A 16,615-nucleotide genomic window follows, 5' to 3' on the forward strand; every position below is an offset into this window, starting at 1 on the left:
GACATCCGCGCATCAGGGTATCCTCATGAAACAAATCACTTTCGCTCCCCGCAACCATCAGCTCACCAATACCCGTACCTGGACCGCAGACAGCCAGTGGCTGGCGTTTGACGTTCGTCCATCCGGCGCGTCCTTTACCGGCGAAACCATCGAGCGGGTTAACGTCGACACGGGTGAGGTGGAGGTGATTTATCGCGCCACAAACGGCGCGCATGTGGGGGTGGTGACCGTTCATCCTGCGGAAAATAAGTACCTCTTTATCCACGGCCCGCAACATCCCGACACCCACTGGCAGTACGATTTTCACCACCGCCAGGGGGTGATTGCGGAGCAGGGGCAGGTGAGCAATCTTGATGCAATGGATATCACCGAACCCTTCACTCCCGGCGCGCTGCGCGGCGGCAGCCATGTCCATGTGTATAGCCCGGACGGGCAGTACGTCAGCTTTACCTATAACGACCACGTGCTGCACGAGTACGATCCTAAGCTCGATTTACGTAACGTGGGCGTGGCTGCGCCCTTCGGTCCGGTGATCCCGCAGGGCGAGCATCCGCGCAACTATGGCGGTACTTTCTGGAGCGTGCTGATCAGCCGTACCACCCCGACGCCAAAACCTGGCAGCGACGAGATCAACCGCGCCTATGAAGAGGGCTGGGTCGGCAATGACCGGCTGGCCTTTATCGGCGACACCCTTGCCGCTGATGGTGAAAAAGTGCCGGAGCTGTTTATCGTTGATTTGCCGAAAGATGAGCTGGGCTGGAAACAGGCTGGCGATTTACCGCTTCAGGGCACGGCAGATCGTATGCCCGCGCCGCCTGCCGGGGTGATGCAGCACCGCTTAACCTTTACCCATGACCATCGCTATCCGGGGCTGGTGAACGTGCCGCGCCACTGGGTACGCAGCAACCCGCAGGCGACACAAATCGCGTTCCTGATGCGTGACGATAAGGGGGTGGTGCAGCTGTGGCTGATCGCCCCGGAAGGGGGAGCGCCGCGTCAGCTCACCCATAACGACAGCGATATCCAGTCAGCATTTAACTGGCATCCGGCGGGCCATTCGCTGGGGTTTGTGCTGGAGGAACGTATTGCCTGCTGTGATGCCGCCTCGGGCAAAGTGACGTATTTGACGTCCGATCACGGCAATCCGCCGTCGGGGGAGGCAGTAGTTTACTCGCCTGACGGGCGCTATCTGGCCTGGATGGAGGAGGTCAGCGGCTTCCGTCAGCTATGGGTAACAGAAACCGGGTGCTAATCAGCGCGAGGGCATCCCGGCGGGCGGGATGACGGCGTTGGTCGCCAGCGTCTTCTCCTCGCTTTGCTCCACGCGGGAGCGAACGGATTTATCCGTGCGGAAGAGATCCCACGGCAGCAGCAGGGTATCGATAACAGCAGTAAACGGCATATCCAGCACCACCAGCGATTTAGTGCCCCAGTTGGTGTCGTCATCCGCCAGCATGTTCGCGCTGGCGCGCGTCCCGGGATAGGTTCCTTCTTTACCGCCGGTGTGAGACATCACGCTCGAACACCCGCATAGCAAAATCATCGCGCTGCACATCGTCAGCTTTATCAGAACATTTTTCATTATCAGTCAGTCATCATCAATGGCCCAATACAGACCCGCAACCGGGTTTATAACGGTCCATTCTTAAAATGAATAGTTGAAAAGTACCGCTCTGTGGTACCTATCGCATTTTAACCTTCCGTGCTGTAGTCCCAGTCTATTCCAGTACCCACAAAGTGCAAAAAATTCTCACCAGGTTGCTCTTGAAAAGAGCGGAAGCAGACCCATTTTAAGAGAGTATCAATGAACAAACGTGCCTGAGGGGCGTTTGGGATACCCCAGCCTGTCCAACGTGGAAGGCGACAATTCTTGCTGATTTCAGGAGTGTTAACTGTATGCGTAACTTTGATCTTTCTCCGCTTTATCGTTCAGCCATTGGCTTCGATCGTCTGTTCAATCATTTAGAAAACAACCAAAGCCAGAGCAATGGCTACCCTCCATACAATGTTGAATTGGTTGACGAAAACCACTATCGCATCGCGATTGCCGTGGCTGGTTTTGCGGAAAGCGAACTGGAGATCACCGCGCAGGACAACCTGCTGGTGGTGAAAGGCGCGCATGCGGGCGAGCAGAAAGAACGTACCTACCTCTATCAGGGCATCGCGGAACGTAACTTTGAACGTAAGTTCCAGTTAGCTGAGAACATCCACGTTCATGGCGCGAACCTGGTTAACGGCCTGCTGTATATCGATCTGGAACGTGTAATTCCGGAAGCGAATAAACCGCGCCGTATCGAAATTAATTAATTATTCGGGTCGCTGCGGCGGCCCAAACCGGAATGCTTGCCGATATCGGGAGCATATGCGAATCGATAAAGATTTGCAGGAACAACTGCGCACAAAATTAAACTGTGCCGAACTCGCTTCTCAGAAGGAGATTTAGTATGCGTAACTACGATTTATCCCCGCTGCTGCGTCAGTGGATCGGTTTTGACAAACTGGCTACCGCGCTGCAAAGCACCACCGAAAGCCAGACCTTCCCGCCGTATAACATCGAAAAGAGCGACGATAACCACTATCGCATTACGCTCGCGGTGGCGGGATTCAGCCAGGATAACCTCGATATCCAGCTGGAAGGCACGCGCCTGACGGTGAAAGGCACCCCGGAAAAACCGGAGACCGAAACCAAATGGCTGCACCAGGGGCTGGTGACTCAGCCGTTCAGCCTGAGTTTTACCCTGGCTGAACATATGGAAGTGACGGGCGCGACCTTCACTAACGGGCTGCTGCATATCGATATCACCCGCAACGTGCCGGAGGCCATTGCCCCGCAGCGGATCGCCATCAGCGAACGCCCGGCCTTGAACAGTTAATGGTGTTGCGTGCCCGGCGGCGCTGCGCTTGCACGGGCCTACGGGTTTGATGCCCTCGCACACACTAAAAACGGTCACCTTCGGGTGACCGTTTTGCTTTTACCTCCGTTTTTTTGTGCGCCATCGCCCATACAACCCGCCTGCGCTCTGCGAAAATCCCTGGTAATAATAATGTTATTCACAGGGATGCCGTCATGAGTGATATAGCGTTAACGGTCAGTATTCTGGCATTGGTTGCGGTGGTCGGGCTGTGGATAGGCAATGTCAAAATCCGCGGCGTCGGGTTCGGCATTGGTGGGGTGCTGTTTGGCGGGATATTTGTCGGTCATTTTGCCGACCAGTTGGGCATCACCCTTAGCGCGGAGATGTTGCACTTCATTCAGGAATTTGGCCTGATCCTCTTCGTTTACACCATCGGTATTCAGGTCGGGCCCGGCTTTTTCGCCTCGCTGCGCGTCTCGGGCCTGCGCCTCAACCTTTTTGCGATGGGGATTGTGGTGATGGGCGGGCTGGTCACCGCCCTGCTGCATAAACTCTTCGCCATCCCGCTGCCGGTGGTGCTGGGCATTTTCTCCGGGGCGGTCACCAATACCCCCGCGCTGGGGGCCGGGCAGCAAATTCTACGCGATCTGGGTATCGAGCCCGGCATCGTGGATCAGATGGGCATGAGTTACGCCATGGCCTATCCGTTCGGCATCTGCGGCATTCTGCTCACCATGTGGCTGATGCGCGTTCTGTTTCGCGTTAACGTCGAGCAAGAAGCTCGCCAGCATGAATCCACGCTTACCCAGGGTCAGGCGCTGATTAAAACCATCAATATCCGCGTCGATAACCCCAACCTCAACAATCTGGCGATCCAGGATGTGCCGATCCTCAACAGCGCCAACATTATCTGTTCCCGCCTGAAGCGCGAGCAGACCCTGATGGTGCCCCTGCCCGGGACGGTGCTCCAGACCGGCGACCTGCTGCACCTCGTCGGCCAGCCGGTGGATCTGCACAACGCCCAACTGGTGATCGGTCAGGAGGTCGACACCTCGCTCTCCACCCGCGGCACCGATATGCGCGTCGAGCGGGTGGTGGTCACTAACGAACGGGTATTGGGCAAGAAAATCCGTGATTTGCAGGCAAAAGAGCGTTACGACGTGGTGATCTCGCGCCTGAACCGTGCCGGGGTTGAGCTGGTGGCCAGCCCGGAAGCCAGCCTGCAGTTTGGCGATATCCTCAACCTGGTCGGGCGTCCGGCCTCCATTGATGCCGTGGCCAATATCGTGGGCAACGCGCAGCAAAAACTGCAGCAGGTGCAGATGCTGCCGGTGTTTATCGGCATCGGTCTCGGGGTGCTGCTCGGTTCCATCCCGCTGTACGTGCCGGGGTTCCCGGTGGCGCTCAAGCTGGGGCTGGCAGGCGGGCCGCTGATTATGGCCCTGATCCTCGGGCGTATCGGCTGCGTGGGTAAGCTCTACTGGTTTATGCCCCCGAGCGCCAACCTTGCCCTGCGCGAGCTGGGGATTGTCCTGTTTCTGGCGGTGGTGGGGCTGAAATCGGGGGGAGATTTCGTCGGGACGCTGACCCGCGGCGATGGGGTCAGCTGGATTGGCTATGGCATTCTCATTACCGCCGTCCCGCTGATTACGATGGGCATTCTGGCGCGGCTGTTGGCAAAGATGAACTACCTGACCCTGTGCGGCATGCTGGCAGGGTCGATGACCGATCCCCCGGCGCTGGCCTTTGCCAACAACCTGCACGCCACCAGCGGGGCGGCGGCGCTCTCCTACGCCACGGTCTATCCGCTGGTGATGTTTATGCGCATTATCACACCGCAGCTGCTGGCGGTGCTGTTCTGGGGGATGGGTTAAACCTCTAACCCCAGCCTGGCGAACTGCTCTGCCGGGGCGTCGCTCTCCTGCAGGAGACGCACCAGCAGAGCGATCATCCGCGCTTCGATGACTTTATCCTCAATCGGGCACTGCTGGTGTGGATCGGTGTGTAAATCGAACAGCAGATGACCGACGCGATTGACCCCCGGGTATTTTTCCTGCGCCGGAATACGCAGCGTTTTCACTCCTTTGGTAAAGCGGAAGGGCGGTGCCAGGGCAATCGACTCCAGCTCCTGCGGGGTAAAGCGGGTGTTCATCTTGATCGGCATCAGGGTGTAGTTGGCGATGTCATTTTCCCGCCCGGGCAGCGCGGCGCGCATATAGACATAGCGCCCGTCCGTGACGTTGACATGGCCGCTGAAGACCCCGAATAGCGCCGCATCACGCACTGGGATGTCGTCCTCAAGAATGCGGGCCAACGGACGGCCCTGAACGTCGGGCGGGATGGGCTGGTTGAAGTACTCCAGCAGGGTGGGTGCCCAGTCAATCATCTGCACCAGCGCATCGCGCTGCACTCCCTGATGGCCGCTGCGCGGATCCCAGATAAATAGCGGGTTATTCGCCACCTCGTTGTAATAGGGCATCTGGTTTTTCGCCCACCAGCCATGCTCCCCGAGCAGAAAGCCGTGATCGGTCCCGACAATCAACATCGTATCGCGCCACAAATCGTGGCGGTCCATCAGGTCGAGAATACGACCCAGGTTGCGATCGCACATGGAGACCAGGGCACGATAGCGGCAGCGAATATGCTCTACTGCCTCCGGGCTCTCCTCCACCTTGCCGCGCGGCCAGTCGTAGTGCGGCCCGTCCCAGGGATCCTGATACAACGCGAGATACCCCTCGGTGGTGTAAAATGGTTCGTGAGGGTCGAAGGTTTCCACCTGCAAAAGCCAGCTGTCCTGCTGATGGTTCTTGTCGATGAATTCACACCCGGCGTTAAAGACCTGGGTTTGCGGGAAATCCGCTTCCTGCTGAATGTAGTCGCGATTGACCCAGTCATGCCGCCAGAGCCCTGAAACGCCACCGCCGGTTTGCTTCTGCGGCACCCGCAGCACCTCCGGGATCGCCGGGTCGGCCACGCTGGCTTTCCAGTGATCCCCCTCCTGGCCGCGGATGATTTCCCATGAACTGTAGCGGTTATGGTAGTTACCGCCGCCGTCCTCCCAGTAATGCAGATGGTCGCTGATCAGGTGGGTATAGACGCCCGCTTTTTTCAGTAGCTCCGGCATGGAGTCGTCAAATGGCTCCAGCGGCCCCCACTCCCGGTGCAAAAAATTATACCGGCCGGTGTGCAGTTCCCGGCGGGCGGGCATGCAGGGCATACTGCCGACATAGCTGTTGTTGAAGGTGGCGCAGCGGGCCGCCAGGCGCTGGAAGTTGGGTGCCTGAGTGATCATATCCCCGTAAGGCGGCAGATAGTGTTTATTCAGGCTGTCGAAGAGCAGAATGATCGCTTTCATCGTCGCTCCTTAACGGACCTGAATCAGGTGCGGGAAATGCTCTTCAATCACCGCGTAGATCTGCTTCCCGATGGTCTCCCCGTCCATAATATTTTCGATAGGGATCAGATACTGCCCGTGGCGCGGATCGAGGCTCACCACATCGATGAGCTTTTTCGAAATGGCGTAAATATCGGCCCAGTCGGTAAACCCACCAACCTCGCCTGCGGCGGTATGCTCCATGTCGAAATTAATGTCATATTTCGCTAACGCTTTTTTCACCACCGTCTGCAACATCACGCTACTGCCGACACCGTAGCCGCAAACAAACAGAATATTAATTTTGTCTTTCATGACGATATCCTTTTCACAATGAGATGATTTAGCCCGCGTAAGGCCCGAGATGGAACGTGGAAGCAATAAACTTAAGTACTTCACAAATGGCAGGCCATAAGGTCGCCCAGTCGAAAATACCGGTCCAACCCACCCCTTCGGCTGCCAGCCCGGTTAAGGGAATAGCCCATACGGTGCCGAAGGTCTGAATAATCCCCAGCAGGAAAGTACAAATAATCACGGCGCGATAACCTCCCAGTCGGTTGGCTAATACCCCAATCGGGCCACCCGAGAAAAATAACGGCACAAAACCGGGAAGTACCATAATAGGGCTGTTGGTAATAAGCAGAATGCCCATTGAGAATATGGTGCCGAAGGTACAGAAGATAAATCCGAGGGTGGCGGCATTCGGGGAGAAGGGCAGTAATGCCGCGACATCGACGGCGGGAATCGCATCCGGAATTAAACGATCCTGCCAGCCTTTAAAGGAGGCGTTAATTTCCCCGACCATCATGCGTACCCCCTGCAACAGGATCACCATATACATGGAAAACTGCAGGCCGAGGTTAATAATGTAGATATACCAGGGCTTACCTTTTGCCATGGCCTGAACGTTATCAATGCCGGTGGTCAGCAAGAACCCGCCGACGAACAGGGTCATTACAATGGCGATGGAGGTGACGTTATGGTTAAAAATCGCCAGCCAGCCGGGCAGCTTCATGTTCTCGGCATCCTGCTTCTCGGCATCGCCAAACAGGTGGGCGAATTTCGAGAAAAACCAGATCCCCAGCATCTGGTTATGGGCGATGGTAAAGCCCGCATTATTGGTGATTTTAGCGATCGGTTTGGCAATCAGGGTAGTGGCAAAGGCCCAGAACAGACCGGTTAAGATCCCGGCGATAATAATCGACTGTACCCAGCCAAAGCCCAGCCAGAAGACGATCAGCCACAGCACCGCCTGGGAGTGTGACACCCCGGTGTTGCCGGTCAGAAAAATGCCTTTCACCCTGGTGTAGCGGCCAAACAGAACCAGCAGCAGGTTGGTAAAAAAGGCCAGTACAAACACATAACCGACAAAACCGAAATTATCCCCGAGCGCAATCTGGGTTGCCGCTTTCATGGCATAGGAATCCATTAAATAACCATGAATACCGTAAGATTTGCTCACCGCATCGGCGACGGGTTTAAAGGTGGCTGAAAACTGAAACCCGCCGAAGAGCACCATCATTAATCCCACCATGGCGCTAACCATACCGGTAATAATTTTAATCGGCGATTTCTTATCAAGGGCATAACCCAGTCCCACCAGCAATCCAATTAAAATAGCGGGTTCGGTTAGAAAAGATTGTATTACTGAAATAAAGTCAGAAAACATAATGCAGTCAACCTCCGTGATATTCGCTTCCGGATGAATAAAATCCAGCTGAGTGTTGCTTCTTATTTAATAACGGAACGACTAATACTTTATTTGGTAAGGTATTTTGAAAGCGAAATCACTTTAATAATCAAATTTGGTCATTAGAAGATTAATTGTGATTTTTTGTGATTCCATTTGCAAAATTAATGAGGTATTAGCTTTGATGATTCAAAAGCTTAATTGATAAACGTTTTATATATAAAATGCTTTTGTGAATGCAGAATACGTCATTATCTGAGTGTTAAATATATGGATAAACTATGTTTTAAGTTTACTTATTGATATAGCAATTATTAAGTGAAATTGTTAAGTAAATTAATAGCAGTAATTTTATTTTGTGGCATTAGCCGCATATTTAATTGAAGTCGAGGTATAGGTTTAGTTTTGCACCACTCAATAAGTCTTTCTCTACATTAAGCAAAGGACTGAAACATGAACGCAACCTATACTGTGAAACTCAATCCCTACGATAAAAATAAACTCAGCGCATTAATTACCATTGAGAGTCTGGAGGCGGTAAGGTTTGACTATACCGTCCAGGGTAAAACAGCGAACGCCAGCTTTCATTACGACACCGATCAATACAGCGTTAACCCGGAAATCACCGTGGTAGGTTTGTATGCCAATTATTTAAATACTGTCACCTTGAATCTTTACACCGAGAACAATGCCGTCGAAACCTTTCTTATATCGATCTCAACACAGGGGCAGGACTATGGAGATGTACCCCTGGCACTGACGATCAATATTATTGACGGCGCGATGGCAGAGAGCACCTTAGGACAGGGCTGGTTTGTCACCAGTGCGTGGAATGGGTATGACATCAATGGCGATCTGCGTATTACCGGTCTGTTCCCCTGGATGTACGGCAACCTGAAAATTATCGAAAACGCGATCTGGTCGGCGCTGGCCAGCGAAACCTGGGATCCTGACAAGCATGCCTTCGCGCCGAGGCTATATCGCTTTAACCTCGCCGGTAAGGTCGCGCAATCCTACACCGCGCCTGCCGGGTATGGTTTTCATCACGACATCACCACCGACGGGAAAGGTAATCTCTGGGTGTTAGGCTCCTTGCTGGATGGCTGGAGTGACGAACAAAAGCTGGAGTGCTTCCTCTATAAATACGACATCTCCAGCGGGGCGTTGCTCTGGCAGCGCGATTACTCCCGGGAATTTAGGGGCGCCACGGTGCTGGACAATACCGACACCAACGACGTGCATTTCAACAGCCTGGAATATGTCGCAGAGACCAGGCAACTGATAGTCAATTCCCGGTCCAGCTGTACCGTGCTGGGGCTCAATAGCGAGTCCGGGGAGCCAGAGTGGATTATCGATAACCCGGCCTTCCCCGTGCTGAACAGCGCCCTGAATCTGCAGGTGGTGGATGCAGATAATTTCAGCTATCCCAACGGCGAGCATGCTGTCTTTGTTACGCACAACAGCCGTTATCAGGCGTGGCGGGGTGCAAACAGGTTCGTTGTCTCCCTGTTCAATAATAACTCCTGCGCAGATGAACAGGGTTATGAGCTGGTCCGTACGATTGAATCGGACCCGGTAACTTATACCGCCGCTGAACTGGATTCCTTACCCACCATTCTTGCTATCGATTTAAACGCCTCGACGGTTCAGCGCCTCGATCAATTTCATTTCCCGGGACAGCGCAGCGAACTCACATCATCGGTATTTGATATCGGGAATGAGTATTACAATGTCTATTTCGGAGCCGAACAATCCTTCTTCGTTTTTGATACCGATAATAATATCGGGGTATCGATTTACGATATTGATACCGGCTTAGGCTATCGCGGCAGAATATTCACTTATGATGAGCTTCGTTCATTAATTTAAATACACCCTCAGCGGCAAGATAAGACCACGTGTTACTTGCCGCTTTTACAATGCCTGTAAGCTGTTCCCCTGGCTGACGTTATACCGCCGACATCACCGGATCCTGCTGGTGGGAATTACTCTCCTGGATACGTTACTATTGCCGCAATGTTGTACACCGGACAGTCAGACAGGAGACGTCATGAAAATTTCCCGCCTCGGCGAAGCGCCGGATTATCGCTTCTCGCTGGCCAACGAGCGTACCTTTCTGGCATGGATCCGCACCGCGCTGGGTTTTCTGGCGGCCGGTGTCGGCCTTGACCAGCTGGCGCCCGATTTTGCCACGCCGGTGATCCGCCAACTGCTGGCGCTGCTGCTGTGCCTTTTTTCTGGTGGGCTGGCGATCTACGGCTACCTGCGCTGGTTGCGTAATGAAAAGGCGATGCGCCTGAAAGAAGATCTGCCTTACACCCACAGCCTGCTGCTTATCAGCCTGATCCTGATGATAGTGGCGGTGATTGTGATGGGATTGGTGCTGTATGGCGGATAGCCGTAAAGCGCGTCGCCTGGCCGATCCGGGGCTACAGCCGGAGCGCACGTCGCTTGCCTGGTTGCGCACCCTGTTTGGTTACGGGGCGTTGATGGTGCTGGCGGTCAGGTACAACTGGCAGCAGGCGGGCCCGCTATTCTGGGTCGCCCTGGGGGTGCTAGCGATGGTGGCGCTGATCCTCTGGCAGTACACCCGCAACCGCGCCCGGATGGACGTTTCGCTGTACGACTTTTCAGCATCCCGACCGGTGCGTATTAAATTTTTGATCTCCCTCGCAGTGTTCTCCCTCGCATTGCTGTTTGCTGCTAGTCACATTCACCATCTCATTATTTTTATCAGGGACTATGCATGACAGGATGTCAGGTCATGGCCAAGCCGGCCAGTTCACGTTGCAATCTCGACTGTCGCTACTGTTTTTATATCGATAAACCCCAGCAGCCGATCATGGACGATGCCACGCTGGAGACCTTCATCCAGCAGCATATCGCTGCCCAGCCGGGGCCGGAGGTGCAGTTTGCCTGGCAGGGTGGGGAGCCGACGCTCTGCGGGCTGGATTTTTTCCGCCGCGTCGCGGCGCTACAGCACCGCTATGGTGGGAGAAAACGCATCACCAATGCCTTTCAGACCAACGGGATCCTGCTTAACGACGCCTGGTGTCGGTTCTTTCGCGAGGAGGGCTGGCTGGTGGGGATCTCGCTGGATGGTCCGGCGGCGCTGCATGATGCGTACCGCGTCAGCCGCAGCGGCAATCCCACCCATCACAAGGTGCTGACGGCAATTGAAAAGCTGCGCGCCCATCAGGTGTCGTTTAACCTGCTGACGGTCGTAAATCGGCAGAACAGCCGCCAGCCGGAGCGCCTGTATCGCTATCTACGCGCGCTCGGCACACCTTATCTGCAGTTTCTTCCCCTGCAGGAGCACGATAATCCGGAATCGGTGAGCGATGCGCAGTGGGGAGCGTTCCTGTCGACGGTGTTTGACGTCTGGGTGCGGGAGGATATTGGCCGCGTCTATGTCCAGCTCTTCGACTCAACGCTGGGGGTATGGTGCGGCTATCCGTCGCAGATGTGCTCCCTTGCCGTCACCTGCGGCCACGCCTTTGCGCTGGAGGCCAATGGCGATCTCTTCCAGTGCGATCACTACGTCTGGCCCCAGTACCGGCTGGGCAATATCCATCAGACGCCGCTGGCAGAACTGAATCACAGTGAGGCAGCCATCGCTTTTGGCCTGCGCAAGCAAACAGACTTATCTGCCGAATGTCAGGCCTGCCCGATGCGTCACCTGTGCAACGGCGACTGCCCTAAACATCGGGTGGATGGCAAAAGCGTGCTCTGTGCAGGGTATCAGGCGTTCTTCCGCCACTCCGCCCCGCATATGCGGGTGATGCGCGATTTAATCCGCCATCACCGCTCGCCTGTCGAGCTGATGGCCCTGCTCCAGCAGAGCCACCGGGCACGTTAACGCCCTTTCGCCAGATACGTCGCCATCTCCTCGTCCGGCACCATCCCGCCGCCAGTGGCCCACACCAGGTGGGTCGCATTTTCCAGCGAATAGCGACCGGAAGCGGCGAGGCGCACCGGCCCGGCCATGCCCGCCAGCGCCGACGGCTCAAGGCGAATGTTCTCTTCCTGCGCCAGCCAGCCCAGCATGTCGTACATGCTCTGGTCGGAGAGGGTATAGAACCCGTCGAGCAGGCGCTCCATGGCGCGGCCAACAAAGCCGGAGGCGCGACCCACGGCCAGACCATCCGCCGCGGTGAGGTTATCAATCCCCAGATCCTGCACCGCAATCTCATCGTGCAGACCGGTATAGACCCCCAGCAGCATGCACGGGGAGTGAGTCGGTTCGGCAAAGATACAGTGAACATGGTCGCCAAAGGCCAGCTTCAGCCCAAACGCCACCCCGCCAGGGCCACCGCCCACGCCGCATGGCAGGTAGACAAACAGCGGATGCTCCGCATCCACCACCCGGCCCTGTTGGGCAAACTGCGCTTTCAGGCGCTCGCCGGCTACGGCATAGCCTAGGAACAGGGTGCGGGAGTTTTCATCGTCGATAAAGAAGCAGTTCGGATCGCTTTCCGCCGCTTTGCGCCCTTGCTCCACCGCCACGCCGTAATCCTGCTCATACTCCACCACAATCACGCCGTGGCTGCGCAGTCTAGCCTTCTTCCACTCGCGGGCGTCGGCGGACATGTGCACCGTCACTTTGAAGCCGATGCGGGCGCTCATGATGCCAATGGACATCCCGAGGTTACCGGTTGACCCCACGGCGATGCTGTACTGGCTGAAGAAGTCTTTGAAGCGCGGTTCCAGCAGGATGCTGTAATCGTCGTCGAGGCTGAGCAGTCCGGCGGCGAGAGCCAGTTTTTCGGCGTGGGTCAGCACCTCGTAGATCCCACCGCGGGCTTTAATCGAGCCGGAGATCGGCAGATGGCTGTCTTTTTTCAGCAGCAGGGTGCCGGGGATTGTGACGTCTGTTTCCTGCTGCAAGCGCTGATGCATCGCCGGAATAGCCACCAGCTCGGATTCAATGATGCCGTGGTTTGCGGCGGTTTCCGGAAAGGCTTTGGCGAGATAAGGAGCAAAACGCGCCAGGCGGGCATGGGCGTCGTCCACGTCCGCCTGGGTCAGGCCGACCCAGGGTAACCCGTCGGCCAGTGTCGTGGCGTTCGGGTTAAACCAGGTGGTCTCTTGCAGGGCAATCAGGTCGTTGAGCAGGGGGTACTGCGCGATTAACTTCAGATGTTCTGGCGTCATAGGATCCTCTCAGGCGTATCCCCTTAAGAAAACAGGAAACCAGCCTGAGGGCAAGATCCGCTTACACCGCCTGCTCGTGATGCGAGGCGCGGGAGGCCAGCGGCAGCCAGCAGAGTACAATCAGCAGGCCCATTAAGGTCATCAGCAGCCCGAGGCTCGCCTGCCCGTTTTGCGGCATCATCGCCGAGAGCCAGGCCAGCGCGCCGGAGCCGATATTTTGCAGTCCTCCTACCAGCGCCCCGGCGGTCCCCGCGAGGAAAGGGAAGGGCTCCATCGCGCCGCTGGTGGCCAGCGGGAACAGCATCCCTGCGCCAAAGAAGAACAGCGCTGCCGGGATCAGCAGGGTCCAGACGTTCATCACCCCGAATAGCCCCGGGATCCACATCATCAGCCCCGCCAGCAGGCAGCTCACCACCGACTGCCACATCAGGGTGGTAAAGCGTTTATTGGCCCGCCCGGCAAACCAGGCGCCGAAAAACGCCGCCGGGATCGGCAGAATAAACAGAATACTCACCACCATGCTACTGAGACCCAGCCCGGCACCCAGCAGTACGCCAGAGCTGGCTTCGAACACCGCGATACCCGCCAGGCCGCCCACCAGCATCAGCACGTAGCAGTTAAAGGCCCCGTTGCCGAAGAGGATTTTATAGCTGGTAAGCAGTTTGGTACGCGGTGCTTCCGTGGGTCGGGTTTCCGGCATCCAGCGCGCCATGCTGAAGGTGACGATGACGCACAGCACCAGCAGGAAGCCGTAGCAGGCGCGCCAGGACCACATGGTGTCCAGCAGGCCGCCAATCAGCGGGGCCAGCAGCGGACTGACCAGGATGCCCATATTGAGCAGGCTGTTGGCATGCCGCAGCTGGGTGCCCTGATACATATCGCGCGGCAGGGTACGCGCCATCACCCCGCCGACGCCGGTACCGACGCCCTGCAACGCGCTGGCGGCAATCAGCACGCTCAGGCTGTGGGTGGTCATGGCAATCACCGTGGCGATCATAAATATCGTCATCCCGACCAGGATCACCGGACGACGGCCAACGCGATCCGAGAGCGGGCCGTAGAACAGCTGCGAGACGCCGTAGGTCAGCAGGTACGCGCCCATCACGCTCTGCACCGCGCCTTCACGGACGTTGAGTTCCTTCGCCATATCCGCAATGGCCGGGATATAGATGGTTTGCGCCATCTGACCGACGGCGACCAGCAATACCAACATCAAGAGTAAATTAACGTTCCGCTGTCTTTTCATGTCGCTGAATAATTTTGCCAAAAGTGATAAATGAAGAGTAAGTGACTACGCATTCCCATAAATGCGCGAGGAATCTACCACAGGGAAATGACAAATTGAGCATTGCCGTGATGAATGGAGAAGCGGGAAAAGGCAGGATTTGTAAACAAGATCGGCAACTAATATTGCCAGCGATTCAGGCCAGGCGTAGCAGAATGGCACCTCCTGCAATACCCAGCGCCGCAGCAATACGCAGACCCCCAACCCTCTCTTTTAAAAGCACAAACGCGATCAGCGCACCAAAGAGAATGGAGGTTTCACGCAGCGCTGCGACCACTGCCAGCGGTGCCTGCGTCATGGCCCATAGCGCCAGGCCATAAGAGCCCATGGTGCCAATGCCACCGAGCAGCCCTTTTTTCCAGTGCAGACGCAGGTAGCTGGAGGCGGCGCGCCGACGTGCCACCATCGCCCAGCTCAGCAGACAGAAGCCGTTCATAAAGAAGGTCCACAGCGTATAGCCCAGCGCGGTGCCGGATAGCCGCACGCCGGTGCCGTCCACCAGGGTATAACCCGCGATAAAACAGGCATTCAGCAGCGCCAGCCAGATCCCTTTTCGTGACTGCATGCGTCCGTTCATCGCCATGGCCAGTATCGACAGGCAGATCACGCCAATACCGGACCACGCGAACCATGAGAGGCGATCGCCGAGCGCCAGCGTGCCGATCAGCGCCACCAGCAGCGGTGCGGTGCCGCGCATCAGCGGATAGGTCTGGCTCATATCGGAGACCTGATAGGTCTTCGCGACCAGAACGGTATACACCACCTGTAAGGCACAGGAGACCATCAAAAACGGCCAGCTGGCCGCAGCCGGTTGGGGAGAGAAGGGGAGCAACACCAGGGCAATCAGCGTAGCGGAGCCGCTGACGCCAATCGCCGAATAGAGCTTATCCGTTCCGGCTTTAACGATGGCATTCCAGCTGGCATGCAGCAGTGCGGCGAAGAGTAAAATGCAGAAAACGGAGAGCGTCATGGCGTATCGGGTGGTGAATTGTCACTCAACTGTAACATTCACGCTCCGATGCTGCCAGCCGCTCAGATTGCGCAAAAAAGGCGATGGGTGACGCGCGGTTCATCCACGACCTGCGTAAAGCCAGCGTGCTGGTAGAATGTCCAGGCGGTGTGCGGCGCATTGGTATTGAGAAAATCGAACCAGACGCTGGCATCGGCCATCACCACGGCGAGCAGCTGCCTGCCGATACCCAGCCCACGGCAGCTTTCGCTGATATAAAGATGGCGAATGCGACCGGCCCGCGGCTGCTGGCTGAACGGATCTCGGTTTAGCCCGCAAATTCCGACCAGCTTGCCGTTCAGAAAAGCACCCAGCAGCTTTTCACCCGGGGCGTTGAAGCGGTTTTCACCCCGCTCCCAATTCTCTTCCAGCCTGCGCAACATATTGAAATTGAGCGCGGTGCTCTCGGTTTTTAGCGAGATATACCCCGGTTCGTCCGGCGTGACAGGTTCAATTAATAAACGCAACATAGCATTCCCTCGTTATTAAAGAGGGGCGGTTGCCCGCCCCTCTTTGGTGCGGCTTGAACCTGAGTTACTTAACGTATTTCAGGACAGCATCAAGCAGTTGCAGTGCTGCAACAATGAGTTTGAGGATAAGTACAACCATATCCACTACGCTCATACGCGTCTCCTCTGGTTAAGGAGCACGATGCTGGCGTACCTTTCCGCCGCCTGTGGCCAGCACCTTTGTTGACGTAACACAGTGTGCTCAGGTGGGGAGTGGAGGCGCTGACGGCACCACCCGTTTCAGCCAGGACTTCGTTGCGCCGGTGTACTACGAGCGGCTCCCCTCACACCCTGTGAACACACTCAGCATAGATGAATACTGTATAGATGAACAGTAATTTATGGACAAAACGTGAAGGGCGATCCATACTCAAAGGCGTCAAAATCCGTGCCGTAAATTGCGCGTTCCCGCGCGATCGCGTATACTTCGGGCGTTGACGTAACACAGTGTGCTCTGCGGTCACCAGCCGCAAACACTGCAAAAAAACCTCGCTCCGGCGGGGTTTTTTGTTTTCATCACCCGACAAGCGAAACGTGATCCCTGACGCATTTTCTGGCAGATGAAAATAATTCCGTTGTCACGACTGAAAACCTGTGCTTGTATAAATCCACTCAATGATTCCAGATACAGGTTCCTAATGAACGCTTCCCTGCTGACTTCGACCCTACTAAAAACTGCGCACCCAGCCGCAGTGGTCGTCGTGCGTGTGGTGGTGGTCGTCGGCAATGCGCCGTAGGGA

General features: G+C 56.1%; 18 protein-coding genes. 9 read left to right on the forward strand and 9 right to left on the reverse strand.

Annotated elements, in window-relative coordinates; genetic code table 11:
• Positions 1 to 25 precede the first annotated feature (25 nt).
• A complete protein-coding gene (locus M8318_RS09275; protein WP_262662164.1) occupies positions 26 to 1,252 on the forward strand; it encodes a DUF3748 domain-containing protein in 1,227 nt (408 codons plus the stop codon).
• Here the strand turns inward: M8318_RS09275 and M8318_RS09280 are convergent, their stop codons facing one another.
• The gene (locus tag M8318_RS09280) at positions 1,253 to 1,585 is read right to left on the reverse strand and encodes a YceK/YidQ family lipoprotein (protein WP_262662375.1); all 333 of its coding nucleotides are present in this window, start codon (positions 1,583 to 1,585) and stop codon (positions 1,253 to 1,255) included.
• A 311-nt stretch (positions 1,586 to 1,896) separates the two neighbouring features.
• Here M8318_RS09280 and ibpA point away from each other — a divergent pair, with 311 nt between their 5' ends.
• The 3 genes from ibpA to M8318_RS09295 all read left to right on the forward strand — a co-directional run bounded on the left by ibpA (position 1,897) and on the right by M8318_RS09295 (position 4,729).
• On the forward strand, positions 1,897 to 2,307 hold the full coding sequence (ibpA, locus tag M8318_RS09285; protein WP_106995571.1) for a small heat shock chaperone IbpA: 411 nt from the start codon (positions 1,897 to 1,899) through the stop codon (positions 2,305 to 2,307).
• A 137-nt stretch (positions 2,308 to 2,444) separates the two neighbouring features.
• On the forward strand, positions 2,445 to 2,873 hold the full coding sequence (gene ibpB, locus M8318_RS09290; protein WP_166181007.1) for a small heat shock chaperone IbpB: 429 nt from the start codon (positions 2,445 to 2,447) through the stop codon (positions 2,871 to 2,873).
• 194 nt (positions 2,874 to 3,067) lie between these two features.
• A complete protein-coding gene (locus M8318_RS09295) occupies positions 3,068 to 4,729 on the forward strand; it encodes a putative transporter (RefSeq protein ID WP_262662165.1) in 1,662 nt (553 codons plus the stop codon).
• Here M8318_RS09295 and M8318_RS09300 read toward each other — a convergent pair.
• Genes M8318_RS09300 through M8318_RS09310 form a run of 3 tightly spaced genes read right to left on the reverse strand, consistent with a single transcriptional unit; the run spans position 4,726 to position 7,897 of the window.
• Complete coding sequence (locus M8318_RS09300) at positions 4,726 to 6,210, reverse strand: sulfatase (protein ID WP_262662166.1); 1,485 nt, start codon at positions 6,208 to 6,210, stop codon at positions 4,726 to 4,728. The genes M8318_RS09295 and M8318_RS09300 overlap by 4 nt on opposite strands.
• A 9-nt stretch (positions 6,211 to 6,219) precedes the next feature.
• On the reverse strand, positions 6,220 to 6,543 hold the full coding sequence (locus tag M8318_RS09305) for a PTS sugar transporter subunit IIB (protein ID WP_262662167.1): 324 nt from the start codon (positions 6,541 to 6,543) through the stop codon (positions 6,220 to 6,222).
• Between the two features lie 28 nt (positions 6,544 to 6,571).
• On the reverse strand, positions 6,572 to 7,897 hold the full coding sequence (locus tag M8318_RS09310; RefSeq protein WP_262662168.1) for a PTS sugar transporter subunit IIC: 1,326 nt from the start codon (positions 7,895 to 7,897) through the stop codon (positions 6,572 to 6,574).
• A gap of 474 nt (positions 7,898 to 8,371) precedes the next feature.
• Between M8318_RS09310 and M8318_RS09315 the strand changes: the two genes are divergently transcribed.
• The 4 genes from M8318_RS09315 (at position 8,372) to M8318_RS09330 (ending at position 11,777) form a co-directional block, all read left to right on the forward strand.
• Positions 8,372 to 9,787, forward strand: coding sequence for an aryl-sulfate sulfotransferase (locus tag M8318_RS09315; RefSeq protein ID WP_262662169.1), 1,416 nt, complete (start codon positions 8,372 to 8,374; stop codon positions 9,785 to 9,787).
• A 181-nt stretch (positions 9,788 to 9,968) separates the two neighbouring features.
• A complete protein-coding gene (locus M8318_RS09320) occupies positions 9,969 to 10,316 on the forward strand; it encodes a YidH family protein (protein WP_106995577.1) in 348 nt (115 codons plus the stop codon).
• Positions 10,306 to 10,668 carry a DUF202 domain-containing protein gene (locus M8318_RS09325; protein WP_262662171.1) on the forward strand — a complete coding sequence of 121 codons (363 nt, stop codon included), beginning with the start codon at positions 10,306 to 10,308 and terminating at the stop codon, positions 10,666 to 10,668. The genes M8318_RS09320 and M8318_RS09325 overlap by 11 nt, the downstream gene beginning before the upstream one ends.
• A complete protein-coding gene (locus M8318_RS09330) occupies positions 10,665 to 11,777 on the forward strand; it encodes an anaerobic sulfatase maturase (protein ID WP_262662172.1) in 1,113 nt (370 codons plus the stop codon). The genes M8318_RS09325 and M8318_RS09330 overlap by 4 nt, the downstream gene beginning before the upstream one ends.
• On the opposite strand, the gene dsdA is transcribed toward M8318_RS09330, so the two are convergent.
• The 5 genes from dsdA to tisB all read right to left on the reverse strand — a co-directional run bounded on the left by dsdA (position 11,774) and on the right by tisB (position 15,990).
• Positions 11,774 to 13,072, reverse strand: a complete 1,299-nt coding sequence (gene dsdA, locus M8318_RS09335) for a D-serine ammonia-lyase (RefSeq protein ID WP_262662173.1) — start codon at positions 13,070 to 13,072, stop codon at positions 11,774 to 11,776. The genes M8318_RS09330 and dsdA overlap by 4 nt on opposite strands.
• 61 nt (positions 13,073 to 13,133) lie before the next feature.
• Positions 13,134 to 14,318: a multidrug efflux MFS transporter EmrD gene (gene emrD / locus M8318_RS09340; RefSeq protein ID WP_156262599.1), complete on the reverse strand. Its 1,185-nt coding sequence runs from the start codon at positions 14,316 to 14,318 to the stop codon at positions 13,134 to 13,136.
• 175 nt (positions 14,319 to 14,493) lie between these two features.
• On the reverse strand, positions 14,494 to 15,327 hold the full coding sequence (locus M8318_RS09345; RefSeq protein ID WP_262662175.1) for a DMT family transporter: 834 nt from the start codon (positions 15,325 to 15,327) through the stop codon (positions 14,494 to 14,496).
• Positions 15,328 to 15,389: 62 nt separating this feature from the next.
• On the reverse strand, positions 15,390 to 15,836 hold the full coding sequence (locus tag M8318_RS09350) for a GNAT family N-acetyltransferase (RefSeq protein ID WP_262662176.1): 447 nt from the start codon (positions 15,834 to 15,836) through the stop codon (positions 15,390 to 15,392).
• A gap of 64 nt (positions 15,837 to 15,900) precedes the next feature.
• A complete protein-coding gene (gene tisB / locus M8318_RS09355) occupies positions 15,901 to 15,990 on the reverse strand; it encodes a type I toxin-antitoxin system toxin TisB (protein WP_039032257.1) in 90 nt (29 codons plus the stop codon).
• A gap of 523 nt (positions 15,991 to 16,513) precedes the next feature.
• On the opposite strand from tisB, the gene ivbL reads away from it, so the two are divergent.
• Complete coding sequence (gene ivbL / locus M8318_RS09360) at positions 16,514 to 16,612, forward strand: ilvB operon leader peptide IvbL (RefSeq protein ID WP_106995583.1); 99 nt, start codon at positions 16,514 to 16,516, stop codon at positions 16,610 to 16,612.
• Positions 16,613 to 16,615 lie beyond the last annotated feature (3 nt).

Source organism: Leclercia tamurae (genome assembly GCF_025566055.1).
GTDB lineage: Bacteria > Pseudomonadota > Gammaproteobacteria > Enterobacterales > Enterobacteriaceae > Enterobacter > Enterobacter tamurae.

Coding starts and splice junctions, on each gene's coding strand:
- ibpA (WP_106995571.1), top strand. CDS start 1,897: ATGCGTAACTTTGATCTTTCTCCGCTTTATCGTTCAGCCATTGGCTTC.
- M8318_RS09305 (WP_262662167.1), bottom strand. CDS start 6,543: ATGAAAGACAAAATTAATATTCTGTTTGTTTGCGGCTACGGTGTCGGC.
- tisB (WP_039032257.1), bottom strand. CDS start 15,990: ATGAGCGTAGTGGATATGGTTGTACTTATCCTCAAACTCATTGTTGCA.
- M8318_RS09275 (WP_262662164.1), top strand. CDS start 26: ATGAAACAAATCACTTTCGCTCCCCGCAACCATCAGCTCACCAATACC.
- ibpB (WP_166181007.1), top strand. CDS start 2,445: ATGCGTAACTACGATTTATCCCCGCTGCTGCGTCAGTGGATCGGTTTT.
- M8318_RS09345 (WP_262662175.1), bottom strand. CDS start 15,327: ATGACGCTCTCCGTTTTCTGCATTTTACTCTTCGCCGCACTGCTGCAT.
- ivbL (WP_106995583.1), top strand. CDS start 16,514: ATGAACGCTTCCCTGCTGACTTCGACCCTACTAAAAACTGCGCACCCA.
- M8318_RS09330 (WP_262662172.1), top strand. CDS start 10,665: ATGACAGGATGTCAGGTCATGGCCAAGCCGGCCAGTTCACGTTGCAAT.
- M8318_RS09325 (WP_262662171.1), top strand. CDS start 10,306: ATGGCGGATAGCCGTAAAGCGCGTCGCCTGGCCGATCCGGGGCTACAG.
- M8318_RS09295 (WP_262662165.1), top strand. CDS start 3,068: ATGAGTGATATAGCGTTAACGGTCAGTATTCTGGCATTGGTTGCGGTG.
- M8318_RS09315 (WP_262662169.1), top strand. CDS start 8,372: ATGAACGCAACCTATACTGTGAAACTCAATCCCTACGATAAAAATAAA.
- M8318_RS09310 (WP_262662168.1), bottom strand. CDS start 7,897: ATGTTTTCTGACTTTATTTCAGTAATACAATCTTTTCTAACCGAACCC.
- M8318_RS09350 (WP_262662176.1), bottom strand. CDS start 15,836: ATGTTGCGTTTATTAATTGAACCTGTCACGCCGGACGAACCGGGGTAT.
- M8318_RS09320 (WP_106995577.1), top strand. CDS start 9,969: ATGAAAATTTCCCGCCTCGGCGAAGCGCCGGATTATCGCTTCTCGCTG.
- M8318_RS09300 (WP_262662166.1), bottom strand. CDS start 6,210: ATGAAAGCGATCATTCTGCTCTTCGACAGCCTGAATAAACACTATCTG.
- emrD (WP_156262599.1), bottom strand. CDS start 14,318: ATGAAAAGACAGCGGAACGTTAATTTACTCTTGATGTTGGTATTGCTG.
- dsdA (WP_262662173.1), bottom strand. CDS start 13,072: ATGACGCCAGAACATCTGAAGTTAATCGCGCAGTACCCCCTGCTCAAC.